At 56.2% G+C, this 25381-nt stretch carries 26 protein-coding genes, 3 tRNA genes and 1 pseudogene; 19 read left to right on the top strand and 11 right to left on the bottom strand.

Annotated elements, in window-relative coordinates:
- Positions 1-11: 11 nt before the first annotated feature.
- Positions 12-1754, top strand: a complete 1743-nt coding sequence (gene tgtA / locus E3E42_RS06455; RefSeq protein ID WP_167903463.1) for a tRNA guanosine(15) transglycosylase TgtA — start codon at positions 12-14, stop codon at positions 1752-1754.
- 38 nt (positions 1755-1792) lie between these two features.
- Positions 1793-1869, top strand: a tRNA-Val gene (locus E3E42_RS06450).
- A 380-nt stretch (positions 1870-2249) separates the two neighbouring features.
- Here the strand turns inward: E3E42_RS06450 and E3E42_RS06445 are convergent.
- The 3 genes from E3E42_RS06445 to E3E42_RS06435 all read right to left on the bottom strand — a co-directional run bounded on the left by E3E42_RS06445 (position 2250) and on the right by E3E42_RS06435 (position 4972).
- On the bottom strand, positions 2250-3338 hold the full coding sequence (locus tag E3E42_RS06445) for an ATP-binding protein (protein ID WP_167903461.1): 1089 nt from the start codon (positions 3336-3338) through the stop codon (positions 2250-2252).
- Positions 3339-3532: 194 nt separating this feature from the next.
- A complete protein-coding gene (locus E3E42_RS06440) occupies positions 3533-4825 on the bottom strand; it encodes a DEAD/DEAH box helicase (protein ID WP_167903459.1) in 1293 nt (430 codons plus the stop codon).
- 69 nt (positions 4826-4894) lie between these two features.
- Positions 4895-4972: transfer RNA gene (locus E3E42_RS06435), tRNA-Lys, on the bottom strand.
- 112 nt (positions 4973-5084) lie between these two features.
- Between E3E42_RS06435 and E3E42_RS06430 the strand changes: the two genes are divergently transcribed.
- From E3E42_RS06430 to E3E42_RS06420, 3 genes are all read left to right on the top strand, one after another.
- On the top strand, positions 5085-5831 hold the full coding sequence (locus tag E3E42_RS06430; protein ID WP_167903457.1) for a DUF835 domain-containing protein: 747 nt from the start codon (positions 5085-5087) through the stop codon (positions 5829-5831).
- Between the two features lie 44 nt (positions 5832-5875).
- A tRNA-Leu gene (locus tag E3E42_RS06425) sits at positions 5876-5963 on the top strand.
- Positions 5964-6117: 154 nt separating this feature from the next.
- Positions 6118-6480 carry a hypothetical protein gene (locus tag E3E42_RS06420; RefSeq protein ID WP_167903456.1) on the top strand — a complete coding sequence of 121 codons (363 nt, stop codon included), beginning with the start codon at positions 6118-6120 and terminating at the stop codon, positions 6478-6480.
- Here E3E42_RS06420 and E3E42_RS06415 read toward each other — a convergent pair.
- Positions 6473-8380: a helicase C-terminal domain-containing protein gene (locus E3E42_RS06415; RefSeq protein WP_167903455.1), complete on the bottom strand. Its 1908-nt coding sequence runs from the start codon at positions 8378-8380 to the stop codon at positions 6473-6475. The two genes, E3E42_RS06420 and E3E42_RS06415, sit on opposite strands and share 8 nt — an antisense overlap.
- 49 nt (positions 8381-8429) lie before the next feature.
- On the opposite strand from E3E42_RS06415, the gene E3E42_RS06410 reads away from it, so the two are divergent.
- Complete coding sequence (locus E3E42_RS06410; RefSeq protein WP_167903669.1) at positions 8430-8780, top strand: hypothetical protein; 351 nt, start codon at positions 8430-8432, stop codon at positions 8778-8780.
- Here E3E42_RS06410 and E3E42_RS06405 read toward each other — a convergent pair.
- On the bottom strand, positions 8770-9468 hold the full coding sequence (locus E3E42_RS06405) for a hypothetical protein (RefSeq protein ID WP_167903454.1): 699 nt from the start codon (positions 9466-9468) through the stop codon (positions 8770-8772). The genes E3E42_RS06410 and E3E42_RS06405 overlap by 11 nt on opposite strands.
- Positions 9469-9558: 90 nt before the next feature.
- On the bottom strand, positions 9559-10605 hold the full coding sequence (locus E3E42_RS06400) for a M42 family metallopeptidase (protein ID WP_167903667.1): 1047 nt from the start codon (positions 10603-10605) through the stop codon (positions 9559-9561).
- Positions 10606-10830: 225 nt separating this feature from the next.
- On the opposite strand from E3E42_RS06400, the gene sfsA reads away from it, so the two are divergent.
- Positions 10831-11541, top strand: a complete 711-nt coding sequence (gene sfsA / locus E3E42_RS06395) for a DNA/RNA nuclease SfsA (RefSeq protein ID WP_167903453.1) — start codon at positions 10831-10833, stop codon at positions 11539-11541.
- Here the strand turns inward: sfsA and E3E42_RS06390 are convergent.
- Complete coding sequence (locus E3E42_RS06390) at positions 11538-12776, bottom strand: glycosyltransferase family 2 protein (RefSeq protein ID WP_167903452.1); 1239 nt, start codon at positions 12774-12776, stop codon at positions 11538-11540. The genes sfsA and E3E42_RS06390 overlap by 4 nt on opposite strands.
- A 97-nt stretch (positions 12777-12873) precedes the next feature.
- Here E3E42_RS06390 and E3E42_RS06385 point away from each other — a divergent pair, with 97 nt between their 5' ends.
- Both E3E42_RS06385 and xerA read left to right on the top strand, forming a co-directional pair.
- A complete protein-coding gene (locus E3E42_RS06385) occupies positions 12874-13773 on the top strand; it encodes a toprim domain-containing protein (RefSeq protein WP_167903665.1) in 900 nt (299 codons plus the stop codon).
- Position 13774: 1 nt separating this feature from the next.
- Entirely contained in the window at positions 13775-14617 is an 843-nt protein-coding gene (gene xerA / locus E3E42_RS06380) for a site-specific tyrosine recombinase/integron integrase (RefSeq protein ID WP_167903451.1), read from the top strand.
- A 22-nt stretch (positions 14618-14639) separates the two neighbouring features.
- Here xerA and E3E42_RS06375 read toward each other — a convergent pair whose 3' ends face one another.
- The 3 genes from E3E42_RS06375 to E3E42_RS06365 all read right to left on the bottom strand — a co-directional run bounded on the left by E3E42_RS06375 (position 14640) and on the right by E3E42_RS06365 (position 18162).
- Complete coding sequence (locus E3E42_RS06375) at positions 14640-15911, bottom strand: ATP-binding protein (protein ID WP_167903450.1); 1272 nt, start codon at positions 15909-15911, stop codon at positions 14640-14642.
- Positions 15912-15983: 72 nt separating this feature from the next.
- Positions 15984-17363 carry an ADP-specific phosphofructokinase gene (gene pfkC / locus E3E42_RS06370; RefSeq protein WP_206206043.1) on the bottom strand — a complete coding sequence of 460 codons (1380 nt, stop codon included), beginning with the start codon at positions 17361-17363 and terminating at the stop codon, positions 15984-15986.
- Positions 17364-17448: 85 nt separating this feature from the next.
- Entirely contained in the window at positions 17449-18162 is a 714-nt protein-coding gene (locus E3E42_RS06365; RefSeq protein ID WP_167903449.1) for an aspartate/glutamate racemase family protein, read from the bottom strand.
- 95 nt (positions 18163-18257) lie between these two features.
- Between E3E42_RS06365 and E3E42_RS06360 the strand changes: the two genes are divergently transcribed.
- From E3E42_RS06360 to E3E42_RS06315, 10 genes and pseudogenes are all read left to right on the top strand, one after another.
- Positions 18258-18866 (top strand): nitroreductase family protein, encoded by a 609-nt coding sequence (locus E3E42_RS06360; RefSeq protein WP_167903447.1) that lies wholly within the window; start codon positions 18258-18260, stop codon positions 18864-18866.
- Between the two features lie 44 nt (positions 18867-18910).
- Complete coding sequence (locus E3E42_RS06355; RefSeq protein ID WP_014013658.1) at positions 18911-19237, top strand: hypothetical protein; 327 nt, start codon at positions 18911-18913, stop codon at positions 19235-19237.
- Between the two features lie 4 nt (positions 19238-19241).
- Positions 19242-20387, top strand: a complete 1146-nt coding sequence (thiI, locus tag E3E42_RS06350) for a tRNA uracil 4-sulfurtransferase ThiI (RefSeq protein ID WP_167903445.1) — start codon at positions 19242-19244, stop codon at positions 20385-20387.
- Positions 20388-20435: 48 nt separating this feature from the next.
- Entirely contained in the window at positions 20436-20603 is a 168-nt protein-coding gene (locus E3E42_RS06345) for an antitoxin family protein (RefSeq protein ID WP_206206055.1), read from the top strand.
- A complete protein-coding gene (locus E3E42_RS06340; RefSeq protein ID WP_167903443.1) occupies positions 20596-20973 on the top strand; it encodes a PIN domain-containing protein in 378 nt (125 codons plus the stop codon). Before E3E42_RS06345 ends, E3E42_RS06340 begins: the two co-directional genes overlap by 8 nt.
- A gap of 5 nt (positions 20974-20978) precedes the next feature.
- Positions 20979-21533, top strand: coding sequence for a DUF998 domain-containing protein (locus E3E42_RS06335; RefSeq protein WP_167903661.1), 555 nt, complete (start codon positions 20979-20981; stop codon positions 21531-21533).
- Positions 21534-21575: 42 nt separating this feature from the next.
- Positions 21576-22166 (top strand): hypothetical protein, encoded by a 591-nt coding sequence (locus E3E42_RS06330; protein ID WP_167903442.1) that lies wholly within the window; start codon positions 21576-21578, stop codon positions 22164-22166.
- A 157-nt stretch (positions 22167-22323) separates the two neighbouring features.
- Positions 22324-23145 (top strand): annotated as a pseudogene (locus tag E3E42_RS06325) (cysteine synthase family protein); the annotation flags it as partial.
- Positions 23142-23483 carry a hypothetical protein gene (locus E3E42_RS06320; RefSeq protein ID WP_167903440.1) on the top strand — a complete coding sequence of 114 codons (342 nt, stop codon included), beginning with the start codon at positions 23142-23144 and terminating at the stop codon, positions 23481-23483. The pseudogene E3E42_RS06325 and the gene E3E42_RS06320, both read left to right, overlap by 4 nt.
- Before the next feature lie 37 nt (positions 23484-23520).
- Positions 23521-24645: an MFS transporter gene (locus E3E42_RS06315; protein ID WP_167903439.1), complete on the top strand. Its 1125-nt coding sequence runs from the start codon at positions 23521-23523 to the stop codon at positions 24643-24645.
- A 22-nt stretch (positions 24646-24667) separates the two neighbouring features.
- Here E3E42_RS06315 and E3E42_RS06310 read toward each other — a convergent pair whose 3' ends face one another.
- The gene (locus E3E42_RS06310; RefSeq protein WP_058938905.1) at positions 24668-25378 is read right to left on the bottom strand and encodes an acetate--CoA ligase family protein; all 711 of its coding nucleotides are present in this window, start codon (positions 25376-25378) and stop codon (positions 24668-24670) included.
- Between the last annotated feature and the right edge of the window lie 3 nt (positions 25379-25381).

The following is a 25381-nucleotide window of genomic DNA, read 5'->3' as shown; positions in this document are numbered from 1 at the left end:
GGTGTTGAGAGATGGTCGAGTTCAAGTTTGAGATCAAGGCGAGAGACGCCGCTGGAAGAATAGGAAAGCTGACCGTTAACGGAAAAACGATAGAGACCCCCGCAATAATGCCGGTCATCAACCCGAAGCAACTGATAGTGACGCCGAAGGAACTCAAGGAAATGGGCTTTGGAATGGTGATCACCAACTCCTACATCATCTACAAGACGCCCGAACTCAGAGAGAAAGCCCTCGATGTGGGAATCCACAGGCTTCTCGACTACGACGGCATCATCGAGGTCGATTCCGGCTCCTTCCAGCTCATGCGCTACGGCGGCGTGGACGTTACGAACCGCGAGATAATCGAGTTCCAGGAGAGGATAGGCGTCGACATAGGCACGTTCCTCGACATCCCGACCCCGCCCGACGCACCGAGGGAGAAGGCCGAGGAGGATTTGAGGGTAACCCTTGAGAGGGCGAAGGAGGCCGAGGAGGTTAAAAACATTGCCATGAACGCGGCCGTGCAGGGCTCCACCTATCCGGACCTGAGAACCTACGCCGCTAAAAAGCTCAGCGAGATGAACTTCGAGATTCACCCGGTGGGAGCCGTCGTCCCTCTGATGGAGAGCTACCGATACAGAGACCTGGTGGACGTGGTGATAGCTTCAAAGCTCGGCCTCAGGCCCGACAGGCCGGTTCACCTATTCGGTGCCGGTCACCCAATGATTTTCGCCCTGGCCGTGGCGATGGGGATTGACCTCTTCGACTCAGCCAGCTACGCCCTCTACGCCAAGGACGACCGCTACCTGACGCCCGAAGGCACCAAGAGGCTTGAAGAGCTGGAGTACTTCCCGTGCTCCTGCCCGGTGTGCTCACGCTACACACCCCAGGAGCTCCGAGAGATGCCGAAGGAAGAGAGGACGAGGCTTCTGGCCCTGCACAACCTCTGGGTAATCCGCGAGGAGCTTAACAGGGTCAAACAGGCGATAAAGGAGGGAACGCTCTGGGAGCTCGTTGATGAGAGGGCCCGCTCCCACCCGAAGATGTTCGCGGCCTACAAGCGGCTGCTGGAGTACCGGGACTACCTTGAGAGGAACGAGCCGGTGACCAAAGCCTCGGCTTTCTTCAAGGTAAGTGAAGAGGCACTGCGCTGGCCGATCGTCCAGCGCGCTAAAGAGAGGGCTGAAAGGGTCGTCAGGAAGTTCCCCGGGAAGGTGAGCCACCCAATCTTTGGCGAGATTCCGAAGTACCTGGGCCTCAGCTACCCCTTCGCCCAGAGCGAGGGCGAGGAGGACTTCACCATAACCAAGCCGGGGAAGAGCGAGGCGAGGAGCTACATCATGGCCATAGCTGAGTACCAGTTCGGAGAGGGTGCTGGGGAAGCCTTCAAGGATGCCTTCGTCGAGCTTTCAAGGAAGACAGGAATGCCGAGGCAGATAAAGGCCAAGGGCAGGCACCTCGCGACCTTCAGGGCTGAAGATGGCCTCTTGACCCTCGGCATCGAGGGTGCCAGGAGACTCCACGAGGTTTTGCCGTTCCCGAGGATGAGGGTAGTGGTCAATTCAGATGCAGAACCCTTCGCGAGGCGCGGAAAGAACGTCTTCGCCAAGTTCGTGGTCGATGCAGACCCCTCAATCAGGCCCTACGACGAGGTTTTGGTGGTGAACGAAAAAGACGAACTCCTCGCGACCGGCCAGAGCCTACTGAACGGCGAGGAGCTGAAGGTCTTTGAGAGCGGTCTCGCCGTGAAGGTGAGAAGGGGAGTTGAGAAGTAGAAAATTTTATAACGTCCCTTCCTTCTCCTATTTCGGGCGGGCCCGTGGTCTAGATGGTTATGACGCCACCCTTACAAGGTGGAGGTCCGGGGTTCGAATCCCCGCGGGCCCACCAGTTACAAACTTCGCCTGCGCGAAGTTTGATCAAGGTTCGTAGCTCCTTCTTGAAATGCCGGTTTCCAGGGGGTTTCTTATTATTGGAGCAGTTTAGCGTGGAGAATTGCTTTAAAGGCCTCTTTGTGCAGGGTTTGCTTTCTTTTGATGCCCTTCGGACATCTTTTCGAAGTCAAACCCCTTTGCAAGGAATCTTTGGAGGTTCTCACAGGAAAAGTTGACCTCGAGTTTAGAAACCCACCCTCAGAGTACAACATTATAAAAGAGCTACCAACTTTTGGTCAAGCTTTCTTAAAGCTTGCTCTGTACTCTCAAACCCCCGTAGTGGGGTTTTGCCCCCACGCCCCCGAAAACTTTGCCTGCTTTCTGTAATAACCCGCTTTATCTCCGCAACGCGAACTCCAGCACGGGGTCGGCTATGTGGTAGGTTATGTTCCTGCCGTCAGCCTTTTTCTCTATGAAAGAGGCCCTGAGGAGGGCATCGAGGAGCCTCGCGAGGGTAGCGTCTGTTATCTCGCGCTTTTCCGCTTTTTCAAGCTCTCTCTTCAGCTCGCTCCAAGTGTTTCTTCCGCGGGCTATTGCATGAAGAACCGTTAAATAACGCTTCCTCGCGAGGGGTCTCTTCTCAAGGAAGCGATCAAGCTCTCCCAAAGCCATCTTCGACGCTTCTTCAAGAACCCTATCCACAGTTTTTTTGTTCAGTCCTTCCTTGAGCGAAATCACTCCAAACTTAACGAGCCATCCAACTATGCCGTCAAGCCTGTTAACTGCCTCCTCCAGGATCTCTGCCGGCGCTTTGATTCCCGCCTGTTCAAAGCCTCTAGTTAGAAAATCCAGGCTCTGCTCTCTCGAAAACCGCCTGAGTCCTATTTCATGACAGACCCTCCCGTAAAGGGGTGCATTGGGGTTCTCAATGCCAATAAAGTCGTAGAGAAGCCCAACCTCGCTCCCGGTTAAGATGAAGCTTGTCTCGCCGTAGTCATAGAAATGGGCTATTAGTGAAGCCAGCTCCTTCCCAGCCGGGCCCCTAATCTCCTGGACCTCATCGAACGCTATTACAAACCCTTCGCTTTCAAGGGCAGAGATCAGGGAATACAGCGTTTCGGGGTTTCTCCATGAGAGCGAAACGCCTATACCTGAGATTCTCACTCCATCTATGAGTCTTATCCTGTCCTTTAGTTTTTTGAGAAGGGGAGCGTTTTTCGAGAGGTACTCGTTGAGTGCCGCTTGAAAGCGGAGGTAGAGGTCACGCCTTGAGTTGGGATTCACCCCCCTGAGATCAACTATGACGTGGGGGAGTTCCGCTTCGTTAAGGGCCACCCTTAGGAGGGAGGTCTTCCCCAGCCTGCGTATTCCTTTGACCAGTATGAGGGGCTTCCGTGAGTTTATAGCAGTTAGCAACTCTTCCAGCTCCCTCTCTCGGTCATAGAGGTCATCTCTCCTGACCTTTGGTCTTTCATCAAAGTACAAACTACCACCCCGATAGTATACTATCACCCCGATAGTTAAAAAGGTTTAGTCGCCCTCTTCTCCTCGGGGAACTTCCAGTTCTTCGTTATTCTTGTCACGGACGGGTCTCCAGAGGACTGTTAAGAAGAGCGATGCGGTCTGAATATGGGTTGAGATAGAGGGCAACGACCCGGTCGTCACCATCTACCTGCCACTCAATAGCGGTAATCGTGCGAGTAGCCGTCGGAATAGTTTCTCCTTCCGTTTCTTCCACCCTTCTTGCTCCTTCCGTCCCTGCCGTAGCTCCTCGAGCGGCCCGGGTTTCTGGGGTAGCCCCTTGAACCGCGCCCCCTCTGGTTCTCCCTCTCGTACCTCTCGCGGTACTCGCGCGGAATTTCCTCGCTCAGCTCGGACTTGCGTATCTCAACACCCGCAGTCTGGGCGATGTAGCGGAGCCTCCTGAACTCGCCGGGCATTATGAAGGTCATCGCCTTTCCTTTCTTTCCCATCCTGCCGGTTCTGCCTATCCTGTGGACGTAGTCCTCGGCCGTCATGGGCAGGGAGTAGTTCACGACGTAGTTTATGTCCTGCACATCGAGGCCCCTGGCGGCGACGTCAGTCGCAACGAGAACCCTGGTTTTTTTGGTCTTGAAGCGCCAGAAAGTTCTCTCACGTGCGGCCTGGCTCATGTCGCCGTTGAGTGCCTCGGCGCTGTAGCCAGCCCTCCTGAGCTTCTCACTGAGCTCCCGGGTTTCCCTCTTGGTGGCGCAGAAGACTATCCCGTAGAAGTCCCCGGCGCCATCGAGTATCTTCCTGAGCATCGTGAGCTTCCTCGCCGGGACAACCTCTATGTACTCTTGGTCCACCATCTCCGGGACGAGCTCGTCGCTGCTGACGCTTACCACCTCGTAGTCACCCATGTAGCGCCTCGCGAGCCTCTTTATCTCCGGCGGCATCGTAGCGGAGAACATCAGCACACGCTTCTTTCTCGGCGTCTCCCTGAAAATCGCCTCAATATCGTCTATGAATCCCATGTCGAGCATCCTGTCGGCCTCATCGAGGATGAAGAACTTTACGGAGCTCAGGTCGAGGGTTCCGCGCCTTATGTGGTCGAGAACTCTGCCAGGGGTTCCAACTACGACGTGGGTGCCCCGCTCGAGGGCCCTTATCTGCGGTCCTATCGGCTGGCCGCCGTAGACGGCGTAAACGTAAACCCTCTTCCTCCCGCGGAGGCTTTTGATTTCATCCGCCACCTGGAGGGCAAGCTCCCTCGTTGGCGTCAGTATTATCGCCTGAACCGCCTTGACCTTCGGGTCGATGGCCTCGATTATGGGGAGCGCAAATGCCGCTGTTTTTCCCGTCCCTGTCTGGGACTGGCCGATTATATCGACGTCGCCCGATAGAAGACGAGGAATGACCTCCCTCTGAATATCCGTCGGACTTGAGAAGCCCTTCTGCCTGACGGCCACTAACGTGGCCTCCGATAAGCCCAAGCTTTCAAAACTCATTTTCCTAACTCCTTACGTTGCTCAAACGCATCCCTTCTCAAACGGAACGCGTCGAGAAGAAACGCGGTCTGGCGGGCCGGGGGGGATTCGAACCCCCGACCACGGGATTAAGAGTCCCGCGCTCTAACCATGCTGAGCTACCGGCCCTCAACCCGAAACCATAGACGGGAGGTGGCTTTATAAATTTTTCGGTAGGGCTTCAAAAGCCACATCTTACCCTCGCGAAAAGGATATAAACCCTGACCCTCATGTTGAAACGATGATCACTTACGAATATGTGAAACTTGCGGCAGAGGTTGTGGCATTTGTTGCGGTGATGGGGGCGATTTACTCCTTAATGGCTGTACGAAGGGTTATCAGAGACACCCTCGGTGAGGGCGTTTTTCGTGCCCTTGTCTTCGGAAGCCTGCTACTTCTGCTGGGTTATGGGGTCAACGTGCTTAATGATGTAATATCCTCGGAGTTTCTGAAGATCCTGGACGACGTCCTAGTTGCCCTCGGTATGGGCATTGTCATGGTGTGTTCCATCACCACGAGGAGGGCAATTGCAACACACGTCGAGCCCCACGTTGTTTTTGACGGCACGTCCACCATCTCACCCGGGCCGTACCTCGTAAGATCGATGTCGGTTGCCTCGGTTTTACGCCTCCTCTCCGGCAAGAAAATTCTCGGTGTCACCCGTCTCCCGGAGGTATACATGCGCTGTGGTGCCTCCTACATCTGGATCAGCAACGTTGGGGGATCGAATGTGGTGTCTCCCACTGCCCTCGCACCGCTCCTCCATGCGGTAACAACGAGCGTTGACAGGGATACCTTTGTTATACTGGACAGTGTGGATTATCTTGTGCTGCACAATGGGGAGGAGGCTGTTCTGCGCTTTGTTCTCCACATGAAGGATATACTGCTGACTAAAGGCGCTGGGCTGGTTATAATTGCTCCCCCCGAGACGCTGAGCGAAAAGATGGTAACCCTGCTTGAGAGGGAGTTCAGAAAGCTCCCCATGTGACCGTAAAATTTATAAAGGCTCCCCGAGCCTTATAGTTTGGCGACGCGGGGGTTGCCAAGCCTGGTCAAAGGCGCGGGATTGAGGGTCCCGTCCCGTAGGGGTTCCGGGGTTCAAATCCCCGCCCCCGCACCAAATAACGCTCTTCTGGTTCTGGAGAATCTTCACCTGGAGTTTAAGTGTCGGTACGGTTGTTTTAGGTTGTACGGCAGAAAGAACTTCTGAGAATGTGTGTCAAAATTTGTGTGTACCGAAACATTTATCGTTAGAAACACATCATTTAGTGGCGATGAAGATAATAAAAATCCCCGGTAAGGACAGTGTGGGCGTCATAACCGTTGGAACCCCCTTAGAGGTGGAGCTGGACATCGAGGTTAAACCGCGCAAAGGGGAACTGGTTCTCTGGGTATCCAACCCGAACACGGTAAAGGTTGAGATTGACAATGAGATTGAGCTGTATGAGTACATCGGATTCTGGCAGAAGCTGGATCCGGAAATAGTTTTTTTGAACCGGAGGATTGTTTTAATTCCCGGCGAGACCATCGAACAGCGCATCCCCGTCGATCTGCCTCCCGGACGCTACAAGGTCGTTAAGTTTGCGTACGTGAAGGGCGCCAAAATTAGGGTGGAGAGGGAGTTCACAGTTAGGTAGCCCAGAACCTCTTGAGGTAGAGCCGCATTCTTCCCAGATCAACGGGTCTCACCGTTTCCACCATCCAGTCCGGCAGGTCTTTTTTTATCCCTCTCCAGAGCAGGCGGTAGTCGAGGACCACTATCGAACCCTTCTCCTCCGCCGAACGGTGCACCCTCCCCGCCGCCTGGACGAGCTTTCTGTGGGCCGGCAGGTAGTAGCCGTAGTACCTGCCCTTCTCCGGGAACTTGCGCTCGAAGTACCTTATCCGGGCCTGGACTCTGGGTGTCGGCCTCGCGTAGGGGATTCCGACGAGTATTACACCGTTCATTTCGTCCCCGCTGTAGTCCTGTCCCTCGCTGTTCCTGCCGCCCATGACTCCGAGGAGAACGGCACCGTTGCCCCTCGCGTGGGCCTTGAACTGGGCAACCATTAGGTCGTTCTCAGCCGAAGAGGCGCCCTGCTTCTCGATGAATACCGCTTTTCCCGTCCCTTCCAGTCTAACCTGGAGGTTCGCCGATAGAAGGCCCTGGAGAACCTCGTAGGATGCCGCGAAAACCCCGACGTTCTTCGGGATTATCCTCGCCGCTTCCACTATGTAGTCCACCATCTTTCTGTAAACCTGGAGCGAGCGCTCATCGCCCCTCGTCGAGACGTCTCTGGCCACCAGAACCTGGGCGTTTTCCCGCCTCACCATCCTCGGGAACTTCTTCAGGCGGGCGTTTTCCACGCCCATGACATCGCGGAAGGCCTCAAGCGGGGTGAGCGTTCCGGACATGAATATCGCGCTCTGGACATCCTTTATGAAGCCCAGGGCCTTGGATGGATCGAGGGCAACGAGCTCGAGGCTCAGCCCCCTGTCCCGGCTCATTAGGAAGAGGTAGTCCTCCCTTCCGATGAGGGAGAGCCACAGGAGAAGGAACTCGCCGACGCGTCCGATGTAGGAGCGGGGAGGTTTGCCCTTTTCTATCCTGTCCTCCCTTATCGAATCCCCGACCGCCACCATGTCGTTGAGTGTCTTGACGAGCCATCTCGTGTCCAGTCCGAGGACATCGACAACGTGAGAGAACACCAGCTCCGGCTGGATGACGGTCTCCTGGACGTCCCTGTTCGAGAGCTTCTCCTGGAACAGTATCTCCAGCCCCCTGCCTAGGATGCTCAGGAAGTTTGCTATCTCGTGCTCGTTGTACTCATCGGCCTCTTTTATTGCCCTGTTGATTGTGTTTATGCTTATTTTATCGCTGAGTGCTGAAATCGCCTGATCCGGAAGGTTGTGGGCCTCGTCAAAGACGACTATGAGGTCGGAGTAATCGAGGTCCAGGGAGCTTATGAAGTTCTCCCGTATGGTGGGGCTGAGGAGATAGAGGTAGCTGGCGACTATCACGTCCGCCTTCTCCGCTATCCTCTTGGTTAAATCGTAGGGGCACAGCTCCAGGGTCTGCGAGTAGTCGAGTATCTCCGAGGGGTGACTCGGCTCCCCGAGGAAGAAGCGCACCAGCTCGTCGAACTCCGCCTTTTTCTTCTTTTCGTTCTCGTAGAACTCGCACTTGCCCATCTTCTTGAGGTTCTTGCAGACGACCATGGCGGTGTATGCGTCGCTCGTGAACTGGGTGAGGTACGTGTGCAGGCAGAGGTCCTTCCTGCTCCTGAGCTCAACGCCGGAAACGGGGCTCTTCCTGCTTATCGCCTTCAGCTCCTCTATGACCCTGTCCATCTGTCTGTGGGTTCTGGCCAGGTAGAGCACCTTGTAGCCCATTTCCTTGGCGTGGGGGAGTACTCCGGCCAGAACGCTCACGGTCTTTCCGAATCCTGTGGGCGCCTCGATGATGACGTTTTCTCCGTTTTCAACTGCCTTTGAGACCAGTTCTATGAAATCGCGCTGGTTCGGTCGCAGGTTTTCGTATGGAAAGTAGTCGGTCATGGGAAAGAGTTTTAACGGCTCGCTTTTAACTTTTCCCCAGGTGACAGTAATGGACGAGAAGACGAGCAGGCTCATTGAATACACTGTCGAGGCCCTCCTGGTAACGTGGCTGGGATACCTGTTCCTCTATCAGAACTACCTGCTCTACCGGTGGCACCGTGGGCTCCCGTTGCCCTCCAGATCCCCGTTCATCCTCATCGGAGTGATTCTTGGGATTCTGTTCTTCTGGTACGAGTGGAACAAGTTCGAGAAAGAGCTCGCTAGGAGGAAGGAAGCCGCCAGTGAGCCTGCGATCCCCGTGGTTTCCAGAAGCTCGAATCCAGAGGCCGAAGCCGGCTCCCCAGAGGAGCCCTCCGAAAGGACCCCGGAGACCACGGAAAGCGAAGAAGCTACCCGATGACCCTGATGATGTACTCCCCCCTGGCATCCATTCCTTCAAAATCCTCCGCTCCCACGCTCAGAATTTCTTTCTCAACCTCTATGATCGAACTTCCGGAATCCGACCCGTACTCGACCCCTTTTACGGTGTCCTTTTCCACGGTGACGGTGAACCACTCCCTCCCGTTATCCCCTTTGATGGTGAAGGAGGGGCTTCCGATATTGAACCGGACGTACCTTATCGTGTGTGCCATTAGGAAAGGCTCAAAGTTTCTTATTATAAAGTTCCGGGGGGAGCCAAAGGCCCTGGCCGCTATCGTGTGGTGGCTCTCCGCCATTCTGGCCAGGGCAGTACCCGAGCGCTCTGCCAGAAACTCAAGCTTCTTGCCCATCATTCTCTCGCCGGGGATGTCGGCGGAGGCCTTTGCGATGAGCCCCCCGTCCGCAGCGAAGGAGAGTATCAGAAGCCCCCGGGGTCCTTTCACGACGTAGGTGACGTGGGGTTCGTTAAAGGTGAACTCGAGAACTCCCTCAAACTCGAACCTGAGCAGAAACTTCCTGATGGCAAACCTGGCAAAGAGCTTCTTGCCCCTCTGGGTTACCCCGGCCTCATACGGGAACATCGAGAAAACCTTCTCCGGCCTTGAAGCTGTCCCCACAAGCGCTTCCCATCCTGCCGAGAAGGGCACCTCTGCCGTTCTTGACTCCATGGGGCGCACCCTTGTGCATTCGTCCCCGGAATGTACTCGAACGGGTTTTTAAATTTGGCGATGGAAAACGATGAAAAAACGGAGGAAGGCTCAGAGCTTCAGCTCCGGAATCTCCTCAAGAACCTTGACGGTCAGCTTAACGGCTGCATCGACGTCGCGCTCGTCAACGACCTCCGTGTTGGAGTGGATGTAGCGCGCCGGAATGCTTATGCCACCCGTTGGGACGCCGGCCTTGTTGAGGTGTATCGCTCCCGCGTCGGTTCCGCCGCCGGTGAGGATGTCCCACTGGTAGGGAATCTCGTGCTTCTTGGCTATCTCTTCCATCCAGCGGACGATCGTCGGGTGGCAGATGACGGAGCGGTCCATTATCTTAATCGCAACACCCTTTCCGAGCTGGCTTATCTGCTTGTGCTCCGGCGTTCCGGGAACGTCGGCCGCTATGGTGACGTCGAGGGCGAAGCCGTAGTCGGGGTCTATGCCGAAGGACGAGACCTTCGCACCGCGGAGACCGACCTCCTCCTGGACGGTGGCGACGAAGTAGACATCAGCATCGGTCTCGGCCAGCTGCCTCGCGGCCTCGACGAGGATGTAAACCGCTATCCTGTCGTCGTGGGCAATGCTAACAAGCCTGTGCTTGCCGAGCCTCTCGAGCCTCCCGTCCCAGGTGATGACGGTGCCTATCTTAACCCCCATCTCCTCGGCCTCTTCCTTGCTCTCGGCGCCTATGTCTATGAAGACCTGGTCCCAGGTCGGGGCCTTGTTCCTCTGCTCCGGCTTCTGAATGTGGGGCGGAACGCTTCCACCGACGCCGTAGATGAACTCGTTCGGCCCAACCCAGACCTTGAAGCGCTGGGCGATGAGCGTCCTCGGGTCAACACCGCCAACGGGGGCGACGCGGAGGAAGCCGTTCTTCTCGATGTGGGTCACCATGAGGCCGATCTGGTCCATGTGTCCGGCGAGCATGACCTTCGGGCCCCTGCCCTTCTTGTGGGCTATGACGTTGCCGAGCTTGTCAACCTTAATCTCGTCGACGTGGGGCTTGAAAGCCTCGATGACGACGTCCCTGACGCCAAGGAACTCGTAGCCGGAAACGCCCGGCGCCTCTATAATCCTTTTGAGCAGTTCGAAGTCCACCATTGACACCACCGTTTAGACAGTCATCATAATGGGCTTTTAAGGGTTTAGGTGAGAGAGAAGTTCCTCAAGGGTCATGCAGTCGTCGCACTTCCGCCGGAAGCCCCTGGCGATTAGTTATCCCGTCCTTCCCATCTTGAACTCCGTTATCATCCACCGGCTGGATTGCCCAGTTCTGGATAAAGGGTTATGGCCAAGTTTATATTCCCCGCACCCATAGAACACCCCATGAGGGAAGTCCTGCTGAAACTGAACGTCGTTCCCTGCGTCTTCCTCAAGAGGCTCAACCGCTTCGTGGCGCTGGTTGAGGTCAATGGAGAAATCAGGAAAGCCCTCGTAACTAACACCGGGCGTCTGGAGGAGTTCATGGTTCCCGGAAGGAGGGCTTTCTGTCTCCCGAAGAGCGGGGGCAAGACCGATTTCGTTCTGCTCGCTTTCGAGGACCTGGACGGAAAGGGAGCGGTGATAGACACGAGGACTCAGGCGAAGGCCTTCGAGAGGGCCGTTGAGCTCAACCTTATCCCCTGGCTGAGGGACTGCTCAATAAAAAGGAAGGAAGTCCGCATCGGAAACTCAAGGCTGGACTACCTCTTCGACTGCCCGGAGGGGGAGATATACGCCGAGATGAAGAGTGCCGTTCTCCGGGGCGGTGAGAGGGGAGAGTACGCGATGTATCCCGACTGCCCAAGCGTCAGGGGCCAGAAGCACGTCAGGGAGCTGATAGGGCTCGCAAGGGCAGGGAAAAAGGCGATGATTTTCTTCGTCGGAGCGATGCCCGGTGTAGAGAAGTTCAGGCCCTACGGGAAGGGTGATCCTGAGATAGCGAGACTTTTGGAGGAGGCCAGCAAAGCGGGCGTTGAAATCCACGCGCTCAGCATCTCCCTCCTGCCCGAGGGGAGGGTCGTTCTTGAGAGGCAGAGCCTTGAGATCGACCTCTAAACCGCCGTTCGTGGAGTCTTGTACCACACCTTCTTGGCCTTTCCTGCCTCCCACAGACCGGCGAGGGAGATTAATATCCACATCTGAGAGTATGTGTAGTACATGAGCGGTGCGAGGAGCCAGCAGCCGATGCTCCTTATCTTCCCGTCGTAGAGGCCTGCGAAAATCTCCAGCAGGAACGAAAGGTACACAAAGCTCAGAATAAGCCCCGTGAACCACGTAACGTTTCCGAGGGTTATCAAAAGTGCCAGGAAGGCCACGTCCGCAACTATGACGGCTATCGCCAGGAGGTAGTACACCATCAGCGTGAGGAGCAGGTCAAAGCGCAGGCCCCAGCCCTTTATCTCGCGGAACCTCTTTACGTGCTCCCTCACGGTGTAGACGTTTCCGGCCGCCCAGCGGGTCCGTTGCCTGAACCACACGCGCCAGCTCTCGGGCTCCTGCTCCCAGGTGACCGCGAGGGGGTTGTAGGCTATCCTCTTGCCCAGCGCCAGTATCCTGAAGGACATCTCCAGGTCCTCGGCGAGGGCCTCTTCGTCCCAGCCGCCCAGCTCTTTGAGCAGATCCCTCCTGATTACGAAGTTCGTCCCGGGAAGTACTGCCGTCCCGTACAGCTTGCTCTTTCCGCTCTGGCCGGCCAGCTGGAAGTAGAGGTACTCCATGCATATGAACCGTGTGAGTATGTTCCTGTTCCAGTTTATCGTCCGGACTTTTCCGGTTACTGCAGGCGTCTCGTCGCTCAGCATCGCCACCAGGCCCTTGAGCGCCCCCGGCTCCGGCCTGTTGTCGGCGTCGTAGACCGCTATAACCTCTCCCTTTGCCAGTTTAAGGCCGTAGTTCAGGACGTAGCTCTTCCCCCTTCCACCGCCCTCAACGCGGACCACCCTGATGAAGGGGTGCTCCCTCGCCACATCCTCGGCTATCCTCACCGTTTCGTCCGTGGAACCGTCGTCGAGCAGGAGGACCTCCAGTTTGTCCTTGGGGTAGTCGAGGTTTGCCATCGCCAGGAGCGTGTCCCTTATCACCACACCCTCGTTTCTCGCCGGGATGAGGATGGTGACGGAGGGAAGCTCGTCCGGGATTACAGGCTGCTTGAACCTCGAGTTGTACCTCAAACCCGCCATCGTCAGAGCTATGTAGTAGAAGAACACCGGGTAGATAACTGCGGCCGAAAACAGCCAGATGATGTGGAGGATGGATACCACGATATCCAGGGCACGAGTTAAGGGCTCCATGTTACCCCTTTCAGTTTTATGTTCTTTGTCCTTATAAGCCTGCCCCAACACGGAAGCGTTTTAAACCCGAAGGGGGAGAGAAAGTCAGGTGATGTATATGGCCATAGTCGATGTTAGAATCCTCGTGGAAGGTGCGAGCGACGTTGAGGTTGTAAGTAAGGCCCTTCAGGGCCTGGCACTGGGAAGCGAGTACAACATCACGATCTCCGCGATAATCCCAACGACCAACGTTGAGATAGCGAAGAGCGCCGCCGCGGGCGCTGACCTCCTCATCATAGCGACCGACGCTGACCGGGTCGGAAGGGACCTGGCCGAGAGGCTCTTCAGTGAGCTGGGGGAGATGGTCGGGCACGTTGAAAGGATGAAGCTCCCCCTCGGCCACGATCTCGAGCACGTTGACGTTGAGCTCGTCAGGAAGGAGCTCAAGAACACCCTCGTCCGGGCGGGGTTGAAGACCCTCCAGCTTCTTCCCGGATACGTGGAGCTGAGGAAACAGCTGCTGGATGTGAAGGGACAGTACGATCTGCTGGCTCAGGAATACGAGAACCTTGAAAAGGAACATGGAGAGCTCCAGGAAAAGTATGAGGAGCTTCACGCCGAATACGTTAGGGTTAGAAACGAGAACGAGGGATTGAGAGAACTGCTGGAGAAAAAGAGCCGGCCCCTCAAAATAGACGACGCGTGGAAGTCCCTCTTCCCTGCGGAGCCGGTTCCGGACGAGGGGGTCATAGCCCTGGCCGTGAAGAAGCTCGGCCTGGCGGGTAAGGTGATAGTCGGGCAGGGCTACATCTTCGCCGAAGAGAAGGAACTCGTGGAGGAACTGCTGAAGACGGTCTACCTAAGCCTGAGTATAAAAGAGGAGCTTCCCAGGCCGCCCGAGCCACCGGTTGAAGAGCCACCGAAGTCCAGGGAGTCCGAACCCGGGAGCGGGCCGGAGGTCGTTGAGAACGCCGAAGTAAAGCCCGAGGACATTGAGGGGCTTCTGAAGGGGCTGTGAGATGGAAGTCCCCGAGCTGATGGAGGAGTACGAGACATACCTCGACCTCGAGGGGAAGAGTCCGAACACGATTAGGATGTACTCCTACTACGTGCGCCGGTATCTGGAGTGGGGCGGCTCCCCAAACGCCCGCTCCGCCCTCCGTTTTCTTGCGAGACTTAGAAAGGAAGGCTACTCCAACAGGAGCCTCAACCTCGTGGTTCAGGCTCTGCGCTCCTACTTCCGCTTCGAGGGCTACGACGAAGAGGCCGAGAAGCTCAAGCCCCCAAAGGTCCCCAGGAGTCTTCCAAAGGCTCTGACGCGCGATGAAGTTAAGAGGCTTCTCTCCGCCATTCCGCCGACGAGAAAGCGCGATAGACTCATAATCCTCCTCCTCTACGGCGCCGGTCTGCGCGTCAGCGAGCTGTGTAACCTCAAGAGGCGCGACGTTGACCTGGAACGCTCCACCATCGTGGTTCGCGGCGGCAAGGGTGCCAAGGATCGCGTCATACCCATTCCGGAGTTCCTTGCAAGTGAGATACGGGCATACCTTGAAACGCGCTCCGACGACAGCGAGTACCTAATCGTTGAGGACAGGCGCAGAGAAAAGGACAGGCTCTCCACCAAAACCGTGTGGTACCTCCTGAAGCGCTACGGCGTCAGGGCCGGCGTTGATGTCACGCCCCACAAGCTCCGCCACAGCTTTGCGACTCACATGCTCGAAAACGGCGTCGATATAAGGGCCATTCAGGAGCTCCTCGGCCACTCAAACCTTTCAACGACGCAGATTTACACCAAGGTTACCGTCGAACATCTCAGGAAGGCGCAGGAGAAGGCCCGGCTGATAGAGGGGCTGATGGAGTGAGGGATGATGTCAGCCTTCCCCGTTATATGCCCAGCAGGAACTTCCAGAGGGGGACGACGTTTATTCTGAGGTCGTTCACCTCCACGGCGTCTTCATCTTCGAGCGTCACCACCGTCAGGTTCTTGCAGCCGAGAACCCTGCCGGCATGGATGAGCGCGGATATCTCGCGGTCCATCGTCCCTTCCAGGCTCATTGTCACCTGAATAAGCTCCACGGGCCTTCCGGACTCCGAGACCACGAAATCAACCTCCATCTCACCGGACCCCCCATAGTAGTGGATGCTGAGGAGGGGGTTTGAATAGTGCTTCCTCCTGAGGAGTTCAAGGAAGACCGCGTTTTCCACGTCCCTCGCAGGGTCTTTCCTTGAGAAGAGGGCAAGCCCGGTATCAATCAGGTAAACCTTCCTCGGGGCCCGGAGGGACTCCTTTCTGGAGGGGGCGAACTTTGGAAGGAAGAAGACGAAGAAGGAATCCTCCAGGGCCCTCAGGTATTCCAGGACGGTCGTCTTCGACGTTCCGAACTCTGACTTCAGGAAGCGATGTATCGAGCTGTACGAGGTGTACTTCGCGTAGTTCGAGAGCAGGAGCTTGACGATAACCTCAACCAGGGCAACGTTTCTTATCCTGTGTCGCTCCACGATGTCTTTCGTTATCATTACCGAGAGGTACTCCTCGAGGATTCTGACCCGGTCGTCGAGCAGGGCCACCTCGGGGAAGGCACCGTACCTCAGGTACTCCTCCAGGAGCTTTTTTATCAGGTGAACCTTCCGCCCATACAGCTCGTGCTTTTCAAACTCGACCCCCTTGAAACGCAGGAACTCCCTGAAGGACAGCGGGAGCAGGGTGTACGAAACCCCCCGTCCCCTCAGCTGGGTTGCAACCTCCCGTGAGAGGAGCTTCGAGGACGACCCAGTGACGGCAACCCTGAATCCCTCGTCGAGCAGGTACCTGACGCCCGTTTCCCAGCCCGGGACGTTCTGCACCTCGTCGAGCAGAAAGAAAACATCCGCCCCAACGTTTTCAGGGTAAAGGTCGAAGTAGGCATCCACTATCCCCGGAAAATCGCGGCCGGAGGTTCCAAAAAGGAGCGGGTTCTCGAAGTTCAGGTAAACGTAGCGCTCCCTGTTCTCACCAACCATCGAGTATAGGAGGTATGTCTTCCCGGAACGTCTCGGACCGATTATGGCAGTGGCCTTTCCTGGATTCAACGGGGGCTGTAACTCCCTTTCCATGGCCCCCGGCAGGTCCCTCTCATGGAACAGACGGATGTACCTTTTGACCTCGTCCGGATTCATGGTACGATATAAAATACCGATACTTATAAATATTTGGTACAGTATAGAGTACCAATCCAAAGAATCAAAGACTCACAGCGCGCCCTTCTTCCTCAGCATCGCCAGATAGCTCGTGAATGCCCCGGCGGAAATGGTGTCGCCCAGGCCGACCGTTGAGACCGGGTTCTTGACGAGCCTTGTGGGGATTATGACGACCTTGTACTCCCTGGTTCTCAAGCGCCTCTTCGCCTCCTCGAAGCGCAGTTTGACGTACTCTCCGCGCTCGTTGTACGGCACGTTGGTGCCCACCTTGAAGTCCTCGGGCGAGCGGATTTCCCCAAGGGACGCCCTAGCGGCCGCGAGGGTGGTGGCGAGCTCAAGACTGCTCCTCAGCTCGTCCTCGCTCAGCGGGTTGTCCGCGTGGGTGATGTACATCAGGTAGTAGATCGTGTGTATTTGCAGAACCTCAAGGTTCATCTCGTCGATGAGTATCTTCCCCCCGAGGACGGTGTCCTCGATGCGGTTGTAGGTGAATATCCGATCGGCGAGCTTGGAGTAGCCGAGGGCGTTGAGGACGTGGGCTATCTCGGCCTCGTCCATGCCAACGCTGTCTACCAGCGGGAAGAGGTTGTAGACGACCTTCTTCCTGAGCTCGCGGTTCTGTATCGAGGCGAACTCGAGGTGAACCTTGACGTCCTTCTCCCGCTTGAGCAGGAGTATGTCCTTTTTGGCCTCCCTGAGGTAGTGGTTGGCGTCCTTGCCGTCCGAATAGCGGAGCTTTATTCCCTGGTAACCTGAAAGGATCGCCCCGTCAGCCTGGAGGCCGATCTCCGGCAGGAACGGCTTCAGCTCGGGCTCGGTGTATATCCTTATGCTCTCAAACCTCGCCGAGACTATGAAGCGGCCGGAGAAGGGGACGGTAATCCTTTCACTTCCCAGCTTAAATGTCGTCCCGGCGCGGAACTCGAAAATGCGGTTCACCTTGATAGGGTCGTTCTCGCGGTAGGCCTCGCGGGGGTGTTTGAAGGTCAACCTGCCATCCTCGACGACCGGGTATGCGAGGTTCGGCCTGTCCACGAACATCTCGGCCTGTTTTTTGGCGAGGTGGGGGGTGTAAACCATCACCCGCCTGAAATCCAGATTCGCCAGTAGGTTGGCTATGATTCCCGCCTGACCGCCCATCCTCTCAACGTCGTATTTGAAGTGGGAGTCGAACCACGTGTGGAGCTCCTCGTTGACGAGGGGCACCGCCATCGGCTTGCCGGTCTTGAGGGCATGTACCAGCCTGGCAACGAAGTCCAAGGGCTCGTTTATCTCTCTGGGATAGTCGTCCATCCTTTTCCTGACCGCTTCGGCCCCAAACTCGTCTATGAGTCTCTGCACTATCTCCCCTTTCAGAAAGGTTATCGCATCGACGTTCGTGTTGTAGGCCGTGTATACCGAAAGCTTCCTTGCCTCGTCCAGGAGCCCCATATGTATCACCCTCAGTGACTAACACCTAAGAAATGTGGAGGAGTTCTTAAAAGGATTTCGGAATGAAGGGGTGGAAACAGGAGAGTCAGAAATCGATGAACAGCTTCCCCAATCCTGGGATCCGCTCCATAACGTCCATCTGGCGGAGGGCCAGCCACAGCGAGGCCTGGTTGCTCGTAACGACCGGGACGCCGAGGTCTTCCTCAAGGGGCTCGATTATCTCGAAGGTTCTCAGGTTGGTGCAGCTGATGAAGATCGCGTCGGCCTCGTCCATGAAGCTCGCCTTGGCGAGGCGGTAGGCCTCGTGGGGTTCGAGCTTTCCAATCTGGGTGTTGTCCTCTATTCCCAGACCCCGGATGTCAAGGACCTCGAAGTCATTGGCTTCGAGGAACTCCCTCTCCCGCGCGTTTATCTCGTCCGTGTACGGGGTTATCACGAGTACCGCCTGGGCATCGAGTATCCTGAGGGCCTCAACGACGGCAGTGCTCGTGCTGACAACGGGAACGTTTACCTCCTCCTCGACGTTCGCCTCGATCTCCTTTTCATAGTCCTTCCCCCCGATGAAGGAGCCGCTCGTGCAGCCGTAGAGGATAAGCTCAACGCCCGCGTCACGCAGAAGCCTGGCGCTCTCAACGGCCATGGCGTTCATCTTGACAAGTTCTTCCTCCGTGACATTCTTAAGCGGAACCCTCGCGGTGTGAAGGGAGACCCCTTCGGGGAGCGCGGAGTGAAGCTCCATCTCCATGGTAGTGTTCGATGATGGAACGATAAGACCAAGCCTGCCTCTCCATCCGTACATGCTTTCACCTCTTGGAGATTACTCCGGAGTTCTCTTAAACCTTTGGTTTCGGAAAGGCTGATTAATGCCGGCGAGAAGTCCCTGGGGGTGATAGCGTGGAGCTCGACGACGCGATATTGAACAGGACTTCCGTGAGGTATTTTGAGGAGAAGGACGTCCCTGCGGAGCACGTTAGAGCGCTTGTGGAGGCCGCGGTGAGGGCACCGACCGCGAGCGGTCTGGAGAACTGGAAGTTCGTGATTTTCGGGAGTGAAAACGCGAGGGAGAGGCTCTACAACCTCATAGCGGAGGGCATGATCCGATACTACCGCGCCGTGAACCTGCCCGATGAGAAGATAGAGAAGCTCAAGAAACGCATGTACGAAAGCGGGATGTACCGTGCGCCGGTCTACGTGGCGGTCTTCATTGACAGGCGCGTTCGGTTCCTCCCTGGGGAGGACTTCGATGAACTGGAATTCATCTGGAGCGTTGAGAGCGCCGCGATGGCCATCCAGAACCTCATGCTCAGGGCCGTTGAGCTCGGCCTCGGAACGGTCTACATAGGCGTTACGAATTTTCAGGGCATAGAGGAGGAAGTCAGGGGGCTTGCGGGCCTCGACGGGAACCACTATCTCGTTGGGGTCATCCCGGTCGGCTATCCGCGGGAGGAGACACGGCCTAGAAGACGGAGAAAAAGTATCGACGAGGTGCTCAGGTTCGTCTGAGTTACCTTTTTATTGCCCCCACCTTACCAACCTCCGGTGGGACGATGATAGAGTTCGTGATACTGCTCGGGGTCATAGGCGGCTGGATAATAGTGGCCTCGACGCTCTTCCTGATGCTTGCGCTGGGCCAGACGTGGGGCCTGATCGGCGTCGCCCTGCTCATCGGGTTCATCCTGGTCAACCACTCCCTCAAGAGGAAGTACATGAGCACGATAGTCGATGCGACGCCCAGGGCCAAGGCCATAGCGGCGCACATCTTTGAGATGAACGAGCTTATCCTGCTGTCCTCGTATCTGGTTTCCCTGCTCCTCTACGAGGGCATACAGAAGTACGTGGAGATAATCATCAAGTTCCCGGGTACGGTGGGGTGATTCTATGTTCAACGTGGTGATCGTCAGATACGGCGAGATAGGAACCAAATCCCGGCAGACGAGAAGGTGGTTCGAGAACATACTCATGAACAACATCCGGGAGGCACTGGTGAGCGAGGGGATTGAGTTCAAGAAGGTCGAGGCGAAGCACGGGAGGATTCTTGTGAAGACGAATAAAGCGAGGGCGGCCGTTGACGTTCTTGGGCGGGTCTTTGGCATAGTGTCGCTCTCCCCCGCGATGGAAATTGACGCCGAGCTGGATAAGATTCACCGGACGGCCCTGAAGCTCTTCAGAAGGAAGAAGAGGGAGCTTGGCCTTGAAAGGCCCCGCTTCAGGGTCACCGCCAGGAGAATCACCAAGGAGTTTCCGCTCAAGAGCCCCGAGGTTCAGGCCAAGGTCGGCGAGTACATCCTGGAGAACGAGGGGTGCGAGGTTGACCTCCACAACTACGACATCGAGGTCGGCGTCGAGCTGATGGAGGGTAAAGCCTACGTCTTCGTTGATAAAATCCACTCCTGGGGCGGCCTGCCGATTGGCACCCAGGGCAAAGTGGTGGCACTGCTCAGCGGCGGTATAGATTCGCCGGTTGCCGCTTTCCTCATGATGAAGCGCGGCGTTGAGGTTATTCCCGTCCACATATACATAGGTGAGAAAACCCTTGAGAAGGTCAGGAGGATATGGAACCAGCTTAGGCGGTACGGCTACGGCGGAAAGGGTGAGTTGATAGTCGTCAAGCCCAAAGAGCGCGAGAGAATCCTTGAAAAGCTGCGCGAAATGAAGAAGGAGAAGTACACCTGCGTCTTCTGCAAGTACATGATGGTGAGGCACGCGGATAGAATAGCGAGGGAGTTCGGGGCGAAGGGCATCGTCATGGGTGATTCCCTTGGACAGGTCGCTTCGCAGACCCTTGAGAACATGTACATCGTCAGCCAGGCGACGGATCTGCCAATATACCGCCCGCTCATCGGCATGGACAAGGAGGAAATCGTCAGGATAGCGAAGGAGATAGGAACCTTCGAGCTCTCAACCCTGCCGGAGGATGAGATTCCGTTCATACCGAGGCACCCGGTTATAAGGGGCTCCTGGGAGGAGTTCAGGAAGCTCTACCGGGCGGTTTTTGGTGAAGAGCCGGGGAAGAGGGGGTGCTGAAAGGTTAAAAATGGGAAAAACAAGTTGTTATGGGGTGAGAACGTGCCGATGGTTGTTGAGGCAGTGTATGAAAACGGAATTTTAAAACCCGTAAAGAAGCTCAACCTGCCTGAAAAGAGCAGGGTGCTCATAAAGGTTGAGATTTTCGGACTGCTGAAGGACTGGGACGTTGACCCTCAAAAGCTGAAGGATGAGCTGAGGGAGGTACATGGCTAAGTTCTTCGCCGATACCTACGCCCTCGTTGAAATCCTCAGAGGAAACCCCAACTACTCAACATATGCTGAAGAGGAACTGTATACAACCGAATTCAACCTGCTAGAGCTGTCGTATGCCCTGACAAGGGACTTTGGAGAGAAGAAAGCCAAAGCTACCGTGGAACTCGTGAGGAGCATTCTTATCGTGCTGACGCCGGATATCCAGCATTATGTCACGGCCTCAACGCTCAGGCTCCAGACGAGGAAAGAAGGGAAAAAGCTGTCTCTGATAGATTGTCTGGGTTACGTTCTAGCAAAGGGCATGGAAATGAGGTTTCTCACGGGCGATAAAGAGTTTGTAAACATGGAAAACGTGGAATTTGTGAAGTGATCCCCATGACTCTCCAGCGTTTATGGTCGTACGTGGCCATCTCCCTCCCCATTATCTTTATCGTGGGACTGCTCATCGTTGTGAGCCAGAACCCATGGTTCTCCTTCAAGGGAAACGCCCTGAGCGACATGGGCTCAATACGGAATCCGGTGAACTACTACTTCAACGGCTTTCTGATGGTCTTCGCGGTCATCGGTTTCATTGCCTCCATCGGGGCCCTCAGGCGTGGTCTCTCCTACCTGATGCCCCTCGCGATGGTTCTCCTGTTCCTCGTTGGAGTTTTTCCTGAGGAGTACGCGCCGCACGCCCCGGCGGCGGTCTTCTTCTACGTTCTGGCCCTGGCGGATATAGCGATAGTTGGCATAAAGCTCGGGAGAAACGGACTTTCGGCCGGCTACGCCTGGAGCGTTCTGGCGGTTCTCACCTTCGTCCTGATGCTATACCTCGTGAAGGCTGGGGTCTTTAAGGGGCTCGCGATTCCAGAGCTGGTTGGCGCCGCCACGATACTGGCCTGGTTCGTCTACATCGGCCTGCTCCAGCTCAAGGGTTTCAAACTCTGAGTTGAGGAAAGCTTCATATATCCTCCGTCCCTTCTTCCGAACATGAAAGCGGTGGCGCTGCTCAGCTCGGGCATAGACTCGCCGGTGGCGATATACCTCATGCTCAGGAAAGGCTTTGAGATAACCCCCGTTCACTTCCGGCAGAGCGGTACGAAGGAGTCCAAGGTTTTTGAGCTCTGCGAGGTTCTCGGAAAGTACGGAAAGCTGAATGAGCCGGTTATAGTAGATGCCTACGAGGAACAGGCTCCGGTTTTTTCGAAGCTCGCCGAGATTGGAAAGGCCAAGTGGACGTGCCTCTTCTGTAAATACACGATGCTCAGGAAGGCGTGCAGGGTGGGACACGAAATCGGGGCAAGGGCTATAGTTACGGGCGACTCCCTGGGGCAGGTGGCATCGCAGACCCTCGACAACCTTCTTATCATAAGCACCGCGAGCGACCTGCCTATTTTGAGGCCCCTCATCGGCCTCGACAAGGAGGAGATAGTTAGAATTGCCAAGGAGATTGGCACGTTTGCGATAAGCATCGAGCGGGAGGAGCCGTGCCCGTTCGTGCCGAGGCACCCGATAGTGAGGGGTTCACTCGGTGAGTTTGAGAGGATAAAGGAAAGGCTCGTGAGGGAAGGGGTGCCCTGATTACCCAATTTTGTCCACAACTGTTCGTTTTAGGAAAGTTTTTAAAGCCCTTCTCTCACCCGTTTTCGGTGATGGCAAATGAACGTGTTTAACAGCACCCTCGAACTGTTCGAGAAGTACAAGCCGACCCCCCTGGTCAAACTCTCGGCGGAGAGGGGGGATGTATTTTGCCAAGCTGGAGTTCTTTAACCCCTTCAGCAGGAGCATCAAGGACAGGGCCGTTTTTAACATGCTTATGAAGGCCATCGAGCGCGGGGACATCAACGGCACGGCCCTTTTTGAGGCCACCTCCGGCAACGTTGGGATTTCTCTGGCCGCTTTAAGCAACGTTTTTGGCATCGAGTTCAGAGCCTACCTGCCGAAGCCAACACCCAGGGCGACGCAGATTCTCCTGAGGGTTCTCGGTGCAGAGGTCGTTATGACGGACTTCGAGACGATAGACCCGACGATGGTGCGCTTTGTGCAGGAAGAAGCCAGAAAAGCCGGTGCGATGAACCTCAACCAGTTCGAGAACGACGACAACTTCGACGCCCACTACCGCTTTACCGCGGGGGAGATAGACGAGCAGCTGAGGAGCATAGGGAAAACGCCCGACGTCATAATAGCCGGCATCGGAACTTCCGGACACATAGCCGGCATAGCGAGCTACTTCAAGGAGCGCTACGACACAAGGATCATCGGCGTTGTCCCCGCCAAAGGAGAGAAGATCCCCGGTATAAAGCGCCTCGAGACGAAGCCCAAGTGGTACTTCCAGGTTGAGATAGACAGAGTCGTGGAGATCACGAGGAAAGAGGCCATCGAAGGGGCCATCCGCGTTGCCAGAAGCGATGGCCTTCTCATAGGCCTCAGCTCCGGTGCCGTTGTTAAGGGTTATGAGAAAGTCGTCGGAGAGCTAGGCGAGGGTACCTACGTCCTCATATTCCCCGACGATGGGTTTAAATACGTTGAGGTATTTGAGGGCTATCTGGGGATGACATGAAGCGACTTGCCCTTGCCACTCTCCTTCTTTCAATCAATGGAGTACTGCTACTGTATTACGCCTATTCTTGGGGGTCCCTGGTTTACCTGGCCTTTGCCCTCCTGAGCCTGGTCCTTGCATACGGTGTGGGAGCGGAGAACAGAACCGCGGTAAAGGTGGCGCTCATCTACGCGGCCGTGGAGTTCTTCTTTGCCCTGCTGTTCCTTATCGCAGGCAACCTCTTTTCGGCGATCGATGCCGCGATAAGCTTCTTCATACTCCACGACATCCTGGGCTACATCAAAGAGGTGGCCCTGGAAGATGAGGGGGAGAAGCCTGAAGCCGGCGCGGGGGAATGAATGAGCTGTCTCTCGTCAACGACTGGGGATGCGGGGAGTGAGAACCGACTCCAAGGCCCTCTATCCCATCCTTATCGCGGGATTCTTCGCGATCCTAGGTTCCACCATGGGCAAGTCCCCGACCCTTCCCCTCTACTCCCAGAGCATCGGGCTCGGAAAGGGAGAAATCGGCCTCGTTGCCGCCGCCTCTACGGTGACGGGCATCTTCATAAACTTCGCGTCGGGCCTTCTCAGCGACGTTTACGGACGGAAGAGGCTCCTCAAGATGAGCGGCTTCGTTTTTCTCAGCGCCCCGCTGCTGTACTTTCTCGCGGGCGACGCTTTGACCCTCGCCCTCGTCAGGGTTTACTACGGCGTTGCGACGGCAATCTTCGTCCCGGTGTCCTTCGCATTGGTCAGTGACCTGTACCCGGACCGTAAGGGCACCTTCATGGGCTTCCTGAGCTCATCAACCCTCGTTGGCCGCGCCCTAGCTCCTGTTCTCGCGGGGAGCATCATCTATTTCCTGGGGTTCTCGGTGGTCTTTGTCCTCTGCTCACTGACGGGACTGGTCGTTTTTGCCCTTACCTTCAGGTTCCCTGAAACTGGTGGAGAGCTGAAGAGGTTTGAGTTCACGTTCAGCGGAGAACTCCTCCTGATAGGCCTTCTGGACGCGGCCGTTTACATGGCCTACCAGGGTATAGAGACCTTTCTACCCCTATTCTACTACCTCCAGGACAAGGCGTGGCTCTCCGGGCTGATACTCACCGTTGAGATAGCCATAATGGCGGTCGTCAAGCCCTACGCGGGCTACCTAAGCGACAGGGTGGGAAGAATCAAACCGATAGTGGCCGGCATGACGATGGTGGGCCTGGCGATGTTTGTGTTCGCCCTTTCAGACTCCCTTTCTCTTGTGGTTCTGGGTGCGGTGCTTTTCTCGGTGGGCGCCTCGATAAGTGAGGCCTCAACGAAGCCCCTGGCCACCGAGGTATCGAGGCTTCGCGGAACGGCACTGGGATTTCTGGAGAGCGTAAAGGACATCGGCCAGGCGCTGGGGCCGGTTTTGATAGGATTTCTCGGGTTTAGAACAGGATTTCTCTTCGTGGGGGTGTTTGGATTGGGGGCATTGGCGGTTTTTCTCCTGCGGGCCAACAGCGGTTTTTCGCGGGGAATCAACCGTTGAAAATGGTGGGGAAAAAGGGAAATCAGCCCTTCAGGATTATCCTGGCGTCAACGACGACGGCACCCTTGCCCTTCTCGTAGACGAAGACGGGGTTGAGGTCCATCTCCTTGATGTAGTCGTCGAGATCGTTGACGAGCTCGCTGACCTTGAGGAGGAGGTTGACTATTGCGTCTATGTCCGCCGGCTCCTCGCCGCGGGCCCCTGCGAGAATCGGGTAGCTCTTTATGTCCCTTATCATCTTCCTGGCATCGCGCTCGGTTATGGGCACTATGCGGAAGGTGACGTCCTTGAGAACCTCGACGAAGATTCCGCCGAGACCGAACATGAGGGCGTGGCCGAACTGCGGGTCTTCGGTGACGCCTATGATGATCTCCCTTCCGACCTTGAGCATCGGGGCCACGAGAACACCCAGGATTTCAGCGTCCGGGCGGTATTTGCGCGCGTTCTCGTGGATGAGCTCCCACTTCTCCTTCAGCTCCTCGGGGGTCTTGATGTTGAGAAGGACGACCTTGGCGTCGCTCTTGTGGAGAATCTGCGGGGACATCAGCTTCATGGCGACGGGGTAGCCGATTTCTTCGGCGTACTTGAGAGCCTCGTCCAGGGTCTTGGCGAGCTTTTCCTCCGGAACCGGGAGGCCGTAGGCTTTGAGAACCTGCTTTGCCTCGTACTCAACGAGCGAAGTCCTTCCGGACTTCAAAACCTCTTCAATAACTTTAAGGGCTTCCTCCTTCATGAT

Origin of the sequence: Thermococcus sp. JdF3 (assembly GCF_012027495.1) — an archaeon.
Taxonomy (GTDB): domain Archaea; phylum Methanobacteriota_B; class Thermococci; order Thermococcales; family Thermococcaceae; genus Thermococcus.
The sequence above is the reverse complement of the archived record's forward strand: the minus strand, read 5'-3'. Positions and strand labels throughout refer to the sequence as shown.